Origin of the sequence: Nodosilinea nodulosa PCC 7104, from assembly GCF_000309385.1 — a bacterium.
GTDB lineage: Bacteria > Cyanobacteriota > Cyanobacteriia > Phormidesmidales > Phormidesmidaceae > Nodosilinea > Nodosilinea nodulosa.
The window spans coordinates 3,431,963-3,447,569 of sequence record NZ_JH976537.1 but is presented as its reverse complement, the minus strand read 5'-3'; the positions used below and the strand labels follow the sequence as shown (position 1 = coordinate 3,447,569).

Genomic DNA, 15,607 nt, shown 5'->3' with positions numbered 1-15,607 from the left:
CCTTTGGCAACGATATTGCACCACCTCTATTCCACCATGACATATCGGGTCAGCACGCGCATGATTTCGTTGATGCGCCCGGTGGGTTGGGGTTTGCTCCATTCGCGGACTTCGGCAAAGCCGAGGCGGTAGAGTTCGTGGACGATGCGCTCGACGCCGTGGGCGCTGCCGATGACCAATATACGAATCACCTCCCGCCCCGGTTCGGCGGCAGGCTCGATGGTGATTTGCAATGCAGGGTCAACCAGGGTTGAGGGGAGAAAAGCTTGAGGCATGGGGAAATTGTCCTTGTAGCGTCACAGTCCATTTGGCATGCGCATCACAATAGCACAGTCCATTTGGCATGTATACGCTTTTCCTTGCTTCTGTAACGATTGGAGTATGGGAAGAGCAGGCAAAGTACTAAAGACTGTCCTAGAAAAGTACGAGATAAGCCAGGGCAGGTTGGCCGTTGTTATGGGCATCGGCTCATCGAATGTGTTTAGATGGGCTAATGAACTCCGTGATCCAAGTTCTGAGACTTTGCTTGCTATCATCCGAGCGCTATATAAGATTGACCCAACTGCGGCAGAAGAGTTCAAAGCTTTATACCTTACAGGATTGGGGCATGAAACAGATTTCAATCATTAAGATTTGCTGTTCTTCAAAAACTGAAGTGTTGTAGCGTCAATATTAAATAAGCAGATTCAAGATGTATAAAATAAATAGCGTTAAAATAACAGGCTTTTGGAAGAGGTTTGACGTATTTTGTGACTTTAGTGAAAAAGTTAGTATTGTCATAGGAAAAAACGGAAGTGGAAAAACCACTTTCATGAATATTCTAAAAGCAGTTTTAAGCGTTGATCTTGATGAGATGAGTGGTAACGAGTTTGACTCAGTTTTGATTAAACTTGTAGATGGCAAAAGAACAAAAACGATCAAGGCTACTAAAATAGAAGATGAAAAATATCCTTTCCTGAGACTTGACTATCAAATTTCTCAGAAAAAATTCTCACTCCAATTTCTTCCTCAAGAATCAAAAAGAGGTTCTACAGCTTACTATCGAAAAAGAGCTTTGGAAGAATCAATCGAGGTGAAAAATGCACTCTCTGAATTCGTTGCACTTTCCTCTATATCTGTTTATAGATTACGCAGTGGCGATGAGTTCGAGGTCAGGGAGCGCCGTGACATTCGAATGATGTCTCCTGTAGATCTTAGGCTGTCAGAGTTACTTGGAAAGTTAACCCAGTATCAACTTAGTTTATCTCAAAGAGCTAGGCAAATTGCATCAAAGCTTCAAAAAGATGTGCTTGCTTCTATTCTTTATAGTGAAGAGGATGCGGACAATAAGGGCTTTGAGCTTGATTTCGACAAGGGTAAGGAAAAAGAGGGACTGGTATCTGCTTATACTCACTTGAATGCCATCGATTCTGAAATTAAAAGAAAAATAGGTTTTCACGTTTCGTCTATCAGTAAAACACTTGACTTATTGAAATCATATGATCCAGAAGATGATAGACCTTTTAATATAGATTTTCGCTGTCTGGAAGCATTAAGAAAGACTAGAAAAATTATTGATATGTCCCTCGAAGCTGAAAAAAATACGGAGAAGATTTTCTCCCAAATTAAGCTTTATTTGAATACGATTCAATCATTCATTGAAGACAAAAAGTTTGATTTTGAGGCTGAGTCTGGAAATCTAATTGTTTATAATAACCAGGAAGCCGTCGATCATAGTAGATTATCTTCGGGTGAAAAGCAGCTATTGATACTCTTGACAGAATCCCTACTGCAAAATCAGAAGCCTCATGTTTTCTTGGCTGATGAACCCGAACTTTCTCTCCATATTGCCTGGCAAAGAAACATTATCCCAGCAATCACAAAACTGAATCCTAATGCTCAAGTGATTGCTGCTACTCATTCTCCAGAAATTGCTTCTAAATACTCAGACTCAATATTTGATATGGAGGATATGATTAGTGCCCAAGCTTGAATACTCGACAGAAGCTTCAAATGTCATTAATAGATTCTACAAAGTCGACTCAATGGTTTATGTAGAAGGAGACGATGATGTAGCCTTTTGGGAATGGATGTTTGAAAAGCTTTCAACAATTTCAATTGAGATTCAACCTGTAGGTGGAAAGCCAGAAGTCAAAAAGTATGCTGACAAAATTGCTAATGGAGAATTGAATGCAATTGTTGCTATGGATACTGATTTTTCAATTCTTGGTAGACTTCCAGAGCATAGCAATATACTCCTAACTTATGGTTACTCGATCGAAAACACTATTATTTCAAGTTCTTCAGTTCGAATCGCATTGAAAAATATAGCACGGTTATCATCAAAATCTATTCCTATAGAAGTTTGCAACCAGTGGATTGAAGGGCTTCATACTTCCACAGATACATTGGTTCTATATGACATGGTGAATTATTTGGACGCATCTGGTGTGTGTGTGGTGGGCGACAACTGCAGCAGATTTTTAAAATCTAAGACGTCTGTTGAGATATGTGATAACAAGATTCTCGACTTTATTAGAAAGCTAGGATTGATCTTGGATGAAGAAAGGAAAAGTGTTCTCGAAGAACAGTTGAGAAATTTAGGCAGAACTCTACGTGATTTTATTCGAGGACATTTTCTGTTTTCGGCTGCTCATTGCTTCATCAGCAACTATATCAAAACTCATAAGTCTCCTGTTAGCCTTTCGAGAGAGGCTCTTTATAGTAATTTATTGCTTTCCTTTCAGCAAATATTTGATAATAAGCATCCGCATTACAACTACTACGAAAGTATCATAAACAAAATTCAGACTTGAAAAAAGTAGATCGGGCTAGTGAAGTGAGTAGTACTCAAAATCGAATTTCAGCCGTCGTAGACAGCCTAATCTTCCTGGAAACCAGGCAAGTTTAGCAGCTTGCATTGGGGCGATCGCCCATTCCCCCAAAAAATTATCAGTGCCCACCCTACCGTGGCTGCGATCGCTGCCTGCTAGAGAAAGCATTTCTCCTTAGCTGGCCAGCGGCAGTTCGTAACGCAGTGGCAGTAATGCATCTAACGCCAACACATTAGTATCCAGCACCGCCCGAAGCTCCCCACTCACGCTTGATGGATAGGACTTTCACGAGCCCAATTTACAGCATTCGCTACATCTTGTTCTGTAATGTTCAACTCGGCCAGCTTTTCTCTAACAGCATCAGACCGCTGAACTTTAACTGGGGTGAGAATGACTTGCCCGCCCTCAACCGTAATCTCAAAATACTCTACTGGGCCAAGGGCCTCAGTCACACTCAACGGTAGAGTAATTCGATTTTGATCGGTCAGTTTGGTCAGCACGTTACTAATACCCAATCAGCCTATATACCCAGCTTAGCGTATGAAAGAACTGTGCTCTCTGACCGCCAAAAGCAGTCCGCCTGAGAGAGATCCTTAGCTAGGGCTACACTAACGAGAGTAGTACGCCCAAACCCCGCGATCGCAGGAAACCCAATGGCTTCCGATAACGCCGTGCTCAACGCCGTGATGCAAGAGATTCAGCAAACTCCCCCTGAATACCTGCCCAACCTGTTGCAGCTTGTCCGCCTCCTTCGCGAAAGCGTCACCCTCAAAAGCGCCGAAGAAAGCTTTCGCCAGGGCTGGCACGAAGCTATGACTGGCCAAACCATCCCCCTCGCTGAGCTATGGGACGGCATTGATGCTGAGTGATCCGAAGGCATTGGGGAAACCTTAGACATAGCCATAGGCTGAGCTAACTAAGGAGCACGGGGCCATGAAGTTTAGTCTCGTCATTACCACCTACAACCGGCTGGAGCTGCTGAAGCGGGCGATCGCCTGCGGTCTCAACCAAACCGTGCCCTGCGAAGTCGTCGTCGCCGACGATGCCTCCACCGACGGCACCGAGGCCTATGTGCGCAGCTTGGGCGATCGCGTCGTTTACCACCGCAATGCCCAAAACCTCAACCACGCCGCCACCGTCAATCACGGCGTGGCCGCCGCCAGTGGTGACTGGGTCAAGTTTCTCGACGACGACGACTATCTCGCCCCCGACTGCATCGAGAAGATGACGGCGGCGATCGCTCAGCATCCCCAGGCCGTGCTCTGCTCCTGCCGCGCCATTCAGGTCGACGAGCGCGGCAGTGAGCTGCGCCGCACCCCCGCCACCGGCCCCGGCCAGGTCTTCTACATTCCCCAGAGCGCCATCCACTACGGCATGCTGATGGATCAGGTACCCTTTGGCACCCCGGCCCAGGTAGCGGCTCGCCGCGACGCCTTTTTGCAGGCGGGCGGCTGGGATACCACCATGACCACCAACTACGACGACATCGACGCCTGGGTAAAGCTGGCCGACTTTGGCGATGCGCTGTTTATTAACGAGTGCCTGGCCTACCGCACCATTTGGGCCGGGGGCTACGAGCAAAAGATGTCGCTCAGCCGCCGTATGGCACTGAATTTGGCCATCAAAGAGCGCATTTATGGGCGGGTGAGTGAGGGATACCGCGATCGCATTCCCACCCTCGCCGCTATCGATCGATACCTGCACCTGCACTGGGGGCTGGTGGCCCTGCGGCAGCGCCAGGTTGGTACCGGGCTGTCCCTCCTCGCGCCAGGACTGCTTTCGCCCCAGGCCTGGCGGCTGCTAGCCCAGGCCCGCAAGCTGCGATCTGCCCTGGAGGCCGATAGCTTAGTTCCGCGCACCGTGCTGGTGCAGTAGGCCTGCTGCCCTTAAACCTTGGGTATGATAGAAACACCCACGCTTTGGATCAGGTGATGCAGGCTAGCGACTCGCCCGAGGGATTTCAGCAGCAGATCTTGTCAGAGCTGCGGCAAATTAATCAGCGCCTTGACCGGGTAGAGACCGACATTGGCAATGTCAAGACCGATATTGGCAATGTCAAGACTGATCTTGGCAGGGTAGAAATCGATGTCGAAAAGCTCAACTTCAAGTTTGACACCTACCAAAACGCCTCTGACCAGGTGATGCGGCTGGCCACTACCATTGTGATTGCGGCGGCATCGGTGGTGATTTTGTCGCCGGTTTTGCAGGCCATTACGCCCGCGATCAGCGCGTTAGTTACAGGAGTAGCCTCCGGCAACGGCTGATAGCCATCGATCTACGTCGCTGCAAACCACGCATCCATTAAGCAAAGACCACAGTGCGGTTACCGTAGACCAGGGTGCGATTTTGCAGGTGCAGCCGCACGGCGCGGGCCAGGACGATGCGCTCGACGTCTTTGCCTTTGCGAATCAGTTCCTTCACGTCGTCGCGGTGGCTGATGCGCACTACGTCCTGCTCAATGATGGGGCCTTCGTCGAGGTCGGAGGTGACGTAGTGAGCGGTGGCCCCGATGATCTTGACCCCCCGCTGAAAGGCGCGCTGGTAGGGGTTGGCGCCCATGAAGGCGGGCAAGAACGAGTGGTGGATGTTGATGACGCGATCGTAGCGATCGAGAAAATTGGGGCTGAGCACCTGCATGTATTTGGCCAGCACCACCAGGTCGATCGCATATTCCTTAAGCAGCTCTAGCTGGCGCTGCTCTTGCTCGGCCTTGGTGTCTTTGGTAATGGGCAGGTGCTCGAAGGGGATGCCAAACTGGTCGGCAATGGGCTTGAGGTGGGGATGATTGCTGACAATGAGGGCGATTTCGGCCTTAAATTCCCCGGCTTTGTGCCGCCAGAGCAGGTCGAGCAGGCAGTGATCTTGATGGCTGACCCAGATCGACAGGCGGGGCACATCGTCAGAAAAGTGGAGCTGCCAGGTGGCTCCCAGGGGTTGCGCGATCGCATTAAATGCCTGCCCAATGATTTCCCTAGGCAGGTTAAACCCCTCTAGTTCCCACTCCAGCCGCGACAAAAACAACCCTGCCTCGGGGTCGCGGTGCTGGTCGGCATGGAGAATGTTGCCGCCGTTGGCGTAGATAAAGTTGGCGATTTTGGCCACCAACCCCTTCTGGTCGGGGCAGGAGAGTAGCAGGATGGCGGTGGGAGAGGCCATGGAGGGGTGGATGAGGGGGGAGGGTGGATGAGGGGGAGGGTGGATGAGGGGGAGGGTGGATGATGGAGGGGGAGGGTGGATGAGGGGGAGGGTGGATGAGGGGGAGGGTGGGCAATGCTCACTAGCTGTTCAGGCAAGGTCAAGTGTCCCTGGATCGCTTGCCTAAAGGATGGCTGGGCCAGGCTATCATTCCTAGCAAGCGTCAGTTGGTGGTTTTGGCACCGTTTTCTGTGGCCTCTGGGGCAGCGGGGGTTTCGGGGGAATTTTGTGGTTCGGCTGCACCCTCTGGAGTCTCGCCCTCGTTGGGGGTGGCAGCACCCTCTGCCCCGGCTTCAGGGGCTGGTGTTTCGACAGGCATTTTCCACTCCTGGAGGGGGCGGTTGATGCCGTTGGCGACATCGCGGCTGACGACCAGCACCGAGTATTCCTTCCCTTCGGCGGGGGGCCAGGGGGCTGGGTCAATGACGGCGTAGTTGGCGCTGCCGCTAAAGTCGGGGCCACCTAAAATCAGCTCGTGCTGGGTGCCGTCTTTGAGGGTGACGGTGACGATACCGATGGGGGCATTGAAGCCAAAGTCGGCGGCCTGATCGGGCTGCATGGTAACGGTTTGCAGCGGTGAGTCGGTGTCGAGGCGGCTGAGCAAAAATGCGATCGCGCCCGGTTCAGCTACGGTTTGATCAGGCTTTGTCATCTGCCAATTGCCGTCGCCCTTCTGGTCAAATTCCAGGGTTTCGTTACCGCGATCGACGGTGAGAGTCGCCACATCGGTTTCTTCAAAGGCAAGGATGGGCTTGGTGGATTCGCTCTGGGTGGCGGATTCAGGGGATCGCGATCGCTGCGACTCGGCGACCAGCACTCCCGCTCCCAGCAAAAAAGCGACTCCGACCAGAATCAATGTACTGCGCTGAAATTTCATAGCCCTCAAACCGCGACGCTCAGAACCAGCTCGATCGTAATGTGCTGATCCATCCTACGACCTGAAGGGCAGATTGTACCGGGCGTCACCAATTTAGCGTCAGTGGGCAGCAAACCCTTGAATGACTAGGTGTCAGCGATTTTGCTCAATCCGTCAATATCTTGAGGACCCACAACGGAGACCCCTGGAAAGCCTGAAAAATCCGTTGGGTTCAACGTCAAAACATGGCTGATGTCAGAAACTGACATAACCGCTGCAATGCGAGCATCGTGGGTTCGTTTGCCCTTAATCTTATTTTCACTAACAAAAGATAGCCACGTTGAGAAAACCTGCGGCCCTTCTTCCACCAGGGGGAAGCGGTCAATTAACTGGTCAATCACTTCGCGGGTTTGCTCAATCGACCAACCCAAACCGTTGACGTCAACTGGACGGGTAGCAACAACCCAAAGCTCAATTAAGACTTGCGCAGTTAAATAACACTCGTTTCCCTGCATCAGCAAGGACTCAACAGCCGCTGTTGCCAGCTCGTGTTGTTCATCAGAAGGGTTGCTAAACCGTAGAACAATGTTGGTATCTAGCAGATAGCTAACCACTAGTCGTAAATATTGCCTCGATCAAACGCCTCGGCGGGCAGGCTTGAGTGCGTTTTGGGCAATTGCGATACCCATGCTCGAAAATTTTGAGCCCGCTCCATAGGAGTTGCCCGTTGCCAAAACAGCTCTCCTTGGGCTGAGGGCTGGGCCTGGGTCTTGAACGACACCACCAAATCGGCAAGTTTTCTTAACTGACTTTCACTGAGTTTGTCAATCTCTTGTTTCAGCGTTTCCCGTAGCATGGGTTGTGTCCCCGTTGAGACTATTGAGCCTATGTTGACCACCTGTATCCATCATATCGAATGCGCTCAGACGGGCCGAGCGCATCCTTATAACGGTTTAAGCGGCGGCGAGAGCCGTGGCGGGTGCGTTGGTGGTGGAGAGCTGGGCCAGAATACCGTTGACGTTGGTTTTGGCGTCGCCAAACAGCATCAGGGTGTTTTCGTTAAAGAACAGCGGATTCTCGACTCCGGCGTAGCCTGACGACATGCCGCGCTTGAGCACCACCACGGTGCTGGCTTCCCACACTTCCATCACGGGCATACCAGCGATCGGGCTGCCGGGGTCGTACTTGGCGCTGGGGTTCACCGTGTCGTTGGCCCCGATCACCAGCACCAGGTCGGTACTGGGCAGATCGTCGTTGATTTCGTCCATCTCCAGCACGATGTCGTAGGGTACGTTGGCCTCGGCCAGCAGCACGTTCATGTGGCCGGGCATGCGGCCCGCCACGGGGTGAATGCCAAAGCGCACCTGCTTACCCTGACTGCGCAGCAGGCGGGTGATTTCTGCTACGGCGTGCTGGGCCTGGGCCACGGCCATGCCGTAGCCAGGCACGATCACCACGCTCTGGGCACTGTCCAGCAGGTCAATTACCTCGCCGGTGTTTGTACTGGTAGCGCTGCCCTCGATCGCCGTCTTGGCGGCACCGCTGGCGGTTTCCCCAAATCCGCCCAGCACCACGTTGATGAAGGATCGGTTCATGCCCTTGCACATGATGTAGCTGAGGATGGCTCCGCTGCTGCCCACCAGCGCCCCGGTGATGATCAGCAGATCGTTGTTGAGCATAAAGCCCGCCGCCGCCGAGGCCAGACCCGAGTAGCTGTTGAGCAGCGAGATTACCACCGCCATATCGGCCCCGCCGATCGCCATCACGATCACAATGCCGAAAATGCCCGCGATCGCCGTCATCGCCCCCAGCGCAATCATCGGCACATCGCCGGTTGCGGTCAGGAAGGGAAAACCGAGGGCCGCGATCGCCCCCAGCATACCCAGCGTCAGCACGTGGCGGGCGGGCAGCAGCACCGCCCGACTCGGCACCCAGCCCCGCAGCTTGGCCACCGCAATCATCGACCCGGTAAAGGTAACGATGCCGATGAAGACACCGATATAAATTTCGACGCGGTGAACAATCACGTCCCCGCCGCTCAGCGCCGCGCTGGGCTGGAGATATTCGGCAAAGCCCACCAGCACGGCGGCCAGACCCACAAAGCTGTTAAGCAGCGCTACCATCTCGGGCATATCGGTCATTGCCACGCGGGAGGCAGCGAGCACACCGATCAGCACGCCGAGGCCAATGGAGCCAATTTGGACCGGGTAGCCCTGGCTGATGGCGGCGGTGGCGGCAAAGGCGATCGCCATACCGAGAATGCCCAGCAGGTTGCCCCGCTTGGCGGTTTCCGGCTGCGACAGCCCCGCCAGACTGAGAATGAAGAGGGCGCTGGCGACGATGTAGGCGGTGGTTACGAGGTTGTTGGTCATAGGGTAGGGGATGGAGATGTGGGCAAATTTTGAATTTTGCACTTTGAATTCAAAATGCAAAATTCAAAGTGCAGAACGTTAAGACTATTTGTGGAACATATTCAGCATTCGCTGGGACACCATAAAGCCGCCCGCGATGTTGACGGTGCCGAGGAAGAGGGCGATCGCGCCCAAAATCGTCATTGGTGAGGCGATATTGCCTGAAATCTGGAGCATGCCGCCGATGATGATGATGCCGCTGATGGCGTTGGTGACGCTCATGAGCGGGGTGTGGAGGCTGGGCGACACGTCCCAGATCACCTTCCAGCCCAAAAAACTGGCCAGCACAAAGACGGTCAGGTGGGTCATAAACGAGGCCGGTGCCCATAGGCCAATGGCGACGCAGGCCAGACCAATTAGCACGGGCCAGAGCAGCTGGCTGTACCAGGGTTTGGGGGCTGGGGCGGTGGCTTCGGCGATCGGGGCTGCCGATGAGGGACTGGGGGCTGGGGCGGGAGCCTCAATTTTGGGGGGTGGCCAGGTCACCTGGCCGTTGTGGATTACCGTGGTGGCGCGGATCACCTGATCTTCCATATCGATGCCAAATTTCTCGGCTCCGCCCAGGTCGCTGAGCAGGTGCACCAGGTTATTGCCGTAGAGCTGGCTGGCCTGGGAGGCCATGCGGCTGGGCAGGTCGGTGAGGCCAATGATGGTGACGCCGTTGTAGTCGATTACCTCGCCGGGCTGGGTGACTTCGCAGTTGCCGCCCTGCTCGGCGGCCAGGTCCACCACCACCGAGCCGGGCTTCATGCTCTCGACCATTTCCTGGGTAATCAGCAGGGGCGCTTTCTTGCCGGGGATCAGCGCCGTGGTGATGATGATGTCGACATCCTTGGCCTGCTGGGCAAACAGGGCCATCTCGGCGGCAATGAAGGCCGGACTCATCACCTTGGCGTAGCCCCCTTCGCCGCTGCCGTCCTCTTCAAAGTGCAGCTCTAGAAACTCGGCACCGAGGCTCTGCACCTGCTCTTTGACTACCAGGCGGGTGTCAAAGGCTTTGACGATCGCGCCCAAACTCTTGGCCGCCCCGATCGCCGCCAGCCCGGCCACGCCAACCCCGATCACCATTACCTTGGCGGGGGGCATTTTGCCCGCAGCGGTAATCTGGCCGGTAAAGCAGCGGCCAAAGCGACTGGCGGCCTCAATCACCGCCCGGTAGCCGCCAATGTTGGCCATCGAGCTGAGGGCGTCCAGCTTCTGGGCGCGGGAGATGCGGGGTACCGAGTCCATGGCCAGCACGGTGCCGCCTTGCCCAGCCAGCTGCTCCAGCAATTCGGGATTTTGAGCGGGCCAGATGAAGCTGACCAGGGTTTGATCGGGTCGCAGCAGGGTAGCTTCGTGGCGATCGAGGGTGGGGTGGTGCTGGGGCGATCGCACCTTGAGCACCACATCGGCGGCCTCCCACAGACTGGCGGCATCGGCCACAATGGCGCAGCCTGCGGCCTCGTAGGCGCTGTCGGTAAAGCTGGCTCCGGCCCCGGCCTGGGTTTCGACCAGCACCTCAAAGCCCAGCTTTTGGAGTTTTTTGGCGGTTTCGGGGGTGGCGGCTACCCGCCGCTCACCCGCAAAAATTTCCTTGGGAATGCCAACTTTTAGGGCGGCTGGGGCAGCATCGGCCACAGCGGTCACAGGAGTCTCTTGGGGTGCTGCGATGGTCATAGGTGGTGATAAAAGATAATGGCCTTAAAAAAACGTAAACACGAGCCGCTAGACACAGAAAATCCCCAGGGCGAGCGATCGAAATCCAGCGCAAACTGCTGAAAGTCAGGCTCAGGCGTTGTGCGATATAACGTTTCGCCGCCTCGTTGCCCCAGCATCATGACCTAGTTTTGCGATCGGGCAGCGACAGGCATAATCCATCTGAAATCTATCCGAAAATGCCCATTTATATAATGATCGAGCCAAAAACTCTAAAATCATTTCAAAAACAACGGCTTTAATGCCAAGCTCCACCGGAGATAGTCCCCTGGGGCATAGCCTGTTTTTAAGATAAACCCCTTAAACTCCCTGGGGTTTGCGGCTGTCTGATGACTAATACCATCTTCTCTAAAGATCTAACTAGCCCAGATATCCAGATTGTTTTTTGATTTCAATAAAACCGTGATGATTTGGCCTCAGAATGACTACACAGCAACATGACTACACAACAACTTTCTGGCATAGTAAGGGCCACACCAAAGGGCTGGGGTAAAACTTTAAGAATGTTTTATGAGTCTTGAAGTTATCGAGATGGGTTGTCAGCAATGGAAAACAAAGTCTTTTTTTGTAAAGGAACTTTCCCAAATCTCCTCTGCTGGTCTTACGGGCGGCATGTCAACACATCTACCAGTTCTAGAAATCCATCTACTTCGCAGGCCTGGGCCAGATAGGCCGGGTGGTAGGTGAGATGCTGCCAGTAGTCTTTGACATTGGCTACCCCAACCGACTGCGGAAACAGGGCGGGATCAAACAGGCTCTCGTCATTGGGGCTGTCGCCCAGGGTGATCACGTCGGCGGTGGTCACGGTTGCAAAGTGGCGCTGCAACACCTGAAGCAGCCCCGCCGCCTTGGACTGGCCCGGCTTAAACAGGTGGCACTGCACAGTGCTGTAGGTGAAGCCCCAGCCCAGGGTGTGGCACAGATCGGCCATGGCGGTTAGATCGCTCTCCGATAGCCCTTGCAGATCAAAGGTCCAATCGGTGAGGCGAAAGCGGTTGTCGGCGGACTCGTGCAGGTGGGGCCAGCGCTCTTGCATCTGGGCAAAGGCTTCGCTGAGCTGCTGGCGGTGGAGCATGAGCTCGGGGATGTCGACCAGCAGCTCCGGCGCGGCGTTTTGGGGAAAGTAAACTCCGCCGTTTTCGGCCATCGCCCCCACCACGGGCAGGTAGTGGGCCAGGCCATTGACCCAGCCTGCCGACCTGCCGGTGACAATCATCACCGGCAGGCCCGCCGCTTGCAGTCGCTCTAGCCCGCCGAGCAGAGCGGCGGTAAACTTGCCCTGGCGGGTGAGGGTGCCATCCATGTCGGTGGCCAGCAGCCTGGCGGCAGGGGAAAACCCACGGCTGGGTAATGGTTGAACTTCGCCCATCGGGTCTACACTTTGTGGTTACTGTTTGTGATGACTGTTTGGGGCACTGCCGAGAATTTCCCAGGAGAACAGACCGTCGTGCCCTGGAGCAGGGCGAATGCCAGCACCTACCGCCAGCCAATACTGACCTTACGCTATGAGCACGTTAGCACCCGATCAACGCAATGACTATTACCTGATAGAAGGCAGCCGAACGGGGATACACAAGCCTATTTTGGCAGCGCTCTACGCGGTACATAGCCAGCCTCAGCTGACCGATGGCGAAACCGGGCTGGGGATTGCCCCAGTCCACCAGATCGAGATGGCGGCGGTGGACACCTTCGCGGCCCAGGTGCAGTACGCGGCCAATACCCTGCGCAGCCTCACCAACGGGCTGATTGAGCAGGGCTGGAGCGGGGCCGACCTTTGGGATGCCAGCGTGGGTCGCTACAGCGATCGCTTTTTGCAGGCGGTGGCCAAGGGGTTTACCCCAGCGGCTGGCGATCCCGAGGCCGCCCAGCTGGAGCCCAGCGACCCCGCTGCGCTGCTGCAAGCCTATTTAGACGACATCAGCATTGACTACGGCGGGGCGAAGCTGCCCCAGAACCTGGCCAAACTCGCCCCAGCCCTGCTGGCCTTTACCGAGCGGCTGCCCCCCAACTACAGCCGCCTCGACTTTCAGCGACAGGCGCTGGTGGAAGCGGTGCGCCTGTGGCGACAGCTGGACACTGCCGAAGCCGCCTACGACGCCCTGGAAGTGCCAGCGGTGGTAGACCAGGTGCCCGATGAAGCGGCCCTGGACAATGCCCTGGTGGCCTTTGTGCAGTCGGCGGTGCGCTACTACGCAGGCTACCCGTACCAGCGGGAGGCGCTGATTCGCCTGGTGCAGATCTGGCGACAGCTGGACACCCGCGAGGGGGCGATCGCCTGGCTGCTGACCAGCGACCCCTTTGCCCACGAAACCAGCCTGGAGATCGTCGATCCGGCGCTGATCGCCTTTGTGCAGAAAATTCCGGGGGCCTACGGCGGCCAGGGCGATCGCCGCTTTGCCCTCACCGAGGGCTACCGCCGCTGGTTTGGGCTCGACTCGCGGGCGGCGGCCATTCAGCATCTGGGGGTCAACCCCGAAGATCTGGCGCAAAATGCCGAAGACCAGGCGGCCCTGGCGGCGGCAGCCCGCACCCTCGATTTGGCCCTGGTGGAGTTTGCTGCCCATCTTCCCACCGCCTACAGACAGACCGAGCAGCAGCGAGAGGCGCTGATTCGCCTGGTGCAGATCTGGCGACAGCTGGAGGGGCGCATCCCCACCCTTCAGTCCCTATTGGAGGATGTGCGGCGGCTGGAGCGGGCAGCGCCCTCTTCCCCCGAGGCGATGCCTGCGCCAGTGCCCGCGATCGCCCCGGCGCGCCCGCCCCGCTGGACGCCCCACAACCTTCAGCTGGACGCCAGCATTGTGGCGAACGGCAGCTTTACCTGGGCCGAAGCCACCGGGGGCGGTGTGCGGATGCCTCCCGACCAGGCCACGGTGGATGCGATCGTGCGCATGGCCGCGCTGGCGCAGCAGGCCCGCGATCGCATTGGTCGCCCCTTCTTGGTCACCAACTGGTACCGCCCGGCTGACGCCGATCGCCGGGTCAAGGAAGCCGCCGAGAGCCGTCATATCGTCGGCGATGCCATCGACTTTTACTGCGTGGGGCTAACCGGGAACCAGGTTTACTGGGCGCTCGATCCCTGGTGGCCCGGTGGCCTGGGCCGCTACGGTAAGTTCCCTGCCCTGGTGCATTTGGATGCGCGCGGGGTGAAGGCGCGGTGGATGCGTTGAGGGGCGGGGATGGGGGGATGGGGAAGGTGGGGAAGAGGGGTAGGGTGGGTTAGGCTTTAACCCAGCTATGGGTGAGCGGTTCACCTTGGTCATAGCCGTAACCCACCGTTCGAGGGGTTAGATGAACCGATAGCTTAGCTATAGCCGTAACGCACTGATAGGTGTGTGTACATGGGTAATGACATGAGTAGACGGGATGGCTGAGGTTTGGGCGTCGGGGACAGATTTGTGGGCCTGGCGGCAGCAGGCAATCCAGGCCGCTCAGGCGGCGGGCATTGCGGCTGAGGAGGTCGACTGGCTGCTGGAGGCCGTGGCCGATGTCGATCGCCTGGCGCTGCGGCTGGGCACGGTGCAGGAGCGATCGCGCGTCACCCTGCGCTATCCCCTCACCGAGCTAGAGCGGCGCTGGCAGCTGCGGCTGGCCCAGCGGGTGCCGGTGCAGTACCTGGTGGGCGAAACCCCCTGGCGCGACCTCACCCTGACGGTGTCTCCGGCGGTGCTGATCCCCCGGCCCGAGACAGAACTGATTATCGATCTGGCGGCGGCGGCGATCGCCCGCAGCCCGATTGGGGATCAGCTGGCCGCCGGGGTTTGGGTGGATATGGGTACTGGCAGCGGGGCGATCGCCCTGGGGCTGGCCCAGGCGTTCCCGGTGGCCCACATTTTGGCCGTGGATGTCAGCCCCGAGGCGCTGGTAATCGCCCGAGAAAACGCCGATCGGTTGGGATTGCGGGATGGTCAGGGGCCGGGGGGCGATCGCATTACCTTCTACCACGGCTCCTGGTTTGAGCCGCTGGCGGCCTACCGGGGCCAGCTCAGCGCCCTGGTGTCAAACCCGCCCTACATTCCCTCGGCCCTGATGCCCACCCTCCAGCCAGAGGTGGTGGACCACGAACCCGATACCGCTCTGGATGGCGGCGACGACGGGCTCACGGCCCTGCGCCTTTTGGCCGCCCAGGCCCCCGATTACCTGGTAGAGGGGGGCCTTTGGCTGGTGGAAATGATGGCGGGCCAGGGGGACGCGGTGCGGGCGCTGCTAGAAGCCCAGGGCTGCTACCGCGACATTCAGATTTGGCTGGATTTGGCCGGGCGCGATCGCTTTGTGCAGGCCACCTACACCCCGTCGCAGCCCCATCCCTGAGCCGATGGAGCCAGGCTGCCCCAGGCTGCCCACAGAGTCGGCATTGACGCAGATGCGATTTCAGAAATTGCCACTCTGGATAGATGACAGATCTCATCCCCAGGATAGACCCTGAAATGGAGTCAGGTTCTATGGCTGTAGCCGGTCTGGCTCAGACAGGTCTCCTATGAACGTTCCAACGTTTGAACCTCCATAGGTTTTTGGATGCCCCAACCAATGTGACTATGGCGATACCCTCTGCCTCAAGCGCCTGAACTGAGGTTTGTCATCGATCTGACACAGGCTTGTCCCAGTACTGACACGGCGCTATGGGATACCACAGA

The 15,607-nt window shown here is 56.2% G+C and carries 17 protein-coding genes; 8 read left to right on the top strand and 9 right to left on the bottom strand.

Annotated elements, in window-relative coordinates; all coding sequences use genetic code 11:
* Nucleotides 1–26 precede the first annotated feature (26 nt).
* Nucleotides 27–275, bottom strand: coding sequence for a hypothetical protein (locus LEPTO7104_RS0115855; RefSeq protein ID WP_017299563.1), 249 nt, complete (start codon nt 273–275; stop codon nt 27–29).
* Between the two features lie 37 nt (nt 276–312).
* Between LEPTO7104_RS0115855 and LEPTO7104_RS0115850 the strand changes: the two genes are divergently transcribed.
* The 3 genes from LEPTO7104_RS0115850 (at nt 313) to LEPTO7104_RS0115840 (ending at nt 2,795) form a co-directional block, all read left to right on the top strand.
* Complete coding sequence (locus LEPTO7104_RS0115850) at nt 313–630, top strand: helix-turn-helix domain-containing protein (protein ID WP_017299562.1); 318 nt, start codon at nt 313–315, stop codon at nt 628–630.
* 61 nt (nt 631–691) lie between these two features.
* On the top strand, nt 692–1,972 hold the full coding sequence (locus tag LEPTO7104_RS0115845) for an AAA family ATPase (RefSeq protein WP_017299561.1): 1,281 nt from the start codon (nt 692–694) through the stop codon (nt 1,970–1,972).
* Nucleotides 1,959–2,795 (top strand): DUF4435 domain-containing protein, encoded by an 837-nt coding sequence (locus LEPTO7104_RS0115840; protein WP_017299560.1) that lies wholly within the window; start codon nt 1,959–1,961, stop codon nt 2,793–2,795. The genes LEPTO7104_RS0115845 and LEPTO7104_RS0115840 overlap by 14 nt, the downstream gene beginning before the upstream one ends.
* Nucleotides 2,796–3,076: 281 nt before the next feature.
* Here LEPTO7104_RS0115840 and LEPTO7104_RS38315 read toward each other — a convergent pair whose 3' ends face one another.
* Nucleotides 3,077–3,313: an AbrB/MazE/SpoVT family DNA-binding domain-containing protein gene (locus tag LEPTO7104_RS38315; RefSeq protein ID WP_071527249.1), complete on the bottom strand. Its 237-nt coding sequence runs from the start codon at nt 3,311–3,313 to the stop codon at nt 3,077–3,079.
* 153 nt (nt 3,314–3,466) lie between these two features.
* Between LEPTO7104_RS38315 and LEPTO7104_RS0115835 the strand changes: the two genes are divergently transcribed.
* The 3 genes from LEPTO7104_RS0115835 to LEPTO7104_RS0115825 all read left to right on the top strand — a co-directional run bounded on the left by LEPTO7104_RS0115835 (nt 3,467) and on the right by LEPTO7104_RS0115825 (nt 5,077).
* On the top strand, nt 3,467–3,682 hold the full coding sequence (locus tag LEPTO7104_RS0115835) for a hypothetical protein (RefSeq protein ID WP_017299559.1): 216 nt from the start codon (nt 3,467–3,469) through the stop codon (nt 3,680–3,682).
* Nucleotides 3,683–3,746: 64 nt separating this feature from the next.
* Nucleotides 3,747–4,688, top strand: coding sequence for a glycosyltransferase family 2 protein (locus LEPTO7104_RS0115830; RefSeq protein ID WP_017299558.1), 942 nt, complete (start codon nt 3,747–3,749; stop codon nt 4,686–4,688).
* A 56-nt stretch (nt 4,689–4,744) separates the two neighbouring features.
* Nucleotides 4,745–5,077 carry a ssr2422 family thylakoid membrane protein gene (locus LEPTO7104_RS0115825; protein ID WP_155523657.1) on the top strand — a complete coding sequence of 111 codons (333 nt, stop codon included), beginning with the start codon at nt 4,745–4,747 and terminating at the stop codon, nt 5,075–5,077.
* A 37-nt stretch (nt 5,078–5,114) separates the two neighbouring features.
* Here LEPTO7104_RS0115825 and purU read toward each other — a convergent pair whose 3' ends face one another.
* The 7 genes from purU to LEPTO7104_RS0115785 form a co-directional block, all read right to left on the bottom strand.
* Complete coding sequence (gene purU, locus LEPTO7104_RS0115820) at nt 5,115–5,969, bottom strand: formyltetrahydrofolate deformylase (protein WP_017299556.1); 855 nt, start codon at nt 5,967–5,969, stop codon at nt 5,115–5,117.
* Between the two features lie 202 nt (nt 5,970–6,171).
* Nucleotides 6,172–6,885, bottom strand: coding sequence for a DUF4340 domain-containing protein (locus LEPTO7104_RS34075; protein ID WP_017299555.1), 714 nt, complete (start codon nt 6,883–6,885; stop codon nt 6,172–6,174).
* A 125-nt stretch (nt 6,886–7,010) separates the two neighbouring features.
* Complete coding sequence (locus LEPTO7104_RS0115810; protein ID WP_017299554.1) at nt 7,011–7,478, bottom strand: type II toxin-antitoxin system VapC family toxin; 468 nt, start codon at nt 7,476–7,478, stop codon at nt 7,011–7,013.
* Nucleotides 7,478–7,720, bottom strand: a complete 243-nt coding sequence (locus LEPTO7104_RS0115805; RefSeq protein WP_017299553.1) for a hypothetical protein — start codon at nt 7,718–7,720, stop codon at nt 7,478–7,480. Before LEPTO7104_RS0115805 ends, LEPTO7104_RS0115810 begins: the two co-directional genes overlap by 1 nt.
* A 97-nt stretch (nt 7,721–7,817) precedes the next feature.
* Entirely contained in the window at nt 7,818–9,236 is a 1,419-nt protein-coding gene (locus tag LEPTO7104_RS0115800) for an NAD(P)(+) transhydrogenase (Re/Si-specific) subunit beta (RefSeq protein WP_017299552.1), read from the bottom strand.
* 84 nt (nt 9,237–9,320) lie between these two features.
* Nucleotides 9,321–10,934 (bottom strand): Re/Si-specific NAD(P)(+) transhydrogenase subunit alpha, encoded by a 1,614-nt coding sequence (gene pntA, locus LEPTO7104_RS0115795; protein WP_017299551.1) that lies wholly within the window; start codon nt 10,932–10,934, stop codon nt 9,321–9,323.
* A 640-nt stretch (nt 10,935–11,574) separates the two neighbouring features.
* Nucleotides 11,575–12,342, bottom strand: a complete 768-nt coding sequence (locus LEPTO7104_RS0115785; protein WP_017299549.1) for an HAD family hydrolase — start codon at nt 12,340–12,342, stop codon at nt 11,575–11,577.
* A 136-nt stretch (nt 12,343–12,478) separates the two neighbouring features.
* Here LEPTO7104_RS0115785 and LEPTO7104_RS0115780 point away from each other — a divergent pair, with 136 nt between their 5' ends.
* Entirely contained in the window at nt 12,479–14,143 is a 1,665-nt protein-coding gene (locus LEPTO7104_RS0115780; RefSeq protein ID WP_017299548.1) for a D-Ala-D-Ala carboxypeptidase family metallohydrolase, read from the top strand.
* A gap of 196 nt (nt 14,144–14,339) precedes the next feature.
* The gene (gene prmC, locus LEPTO7104_RS0115775; protein ID WP_040695489.1) at nt 14,340–15,284 is read left to right on the top strand and encodes a peptide chain release factor N(5)-glutamine methyltransferase; all 945 of its coding nucleotides are present in this window, start codon (nt 14,340–14,342) and stop codon (nt 15,282–15,284) included.
* The last annotated feature ends 323 nt before the right edge of the window (nt 15,285–15,607 follow it).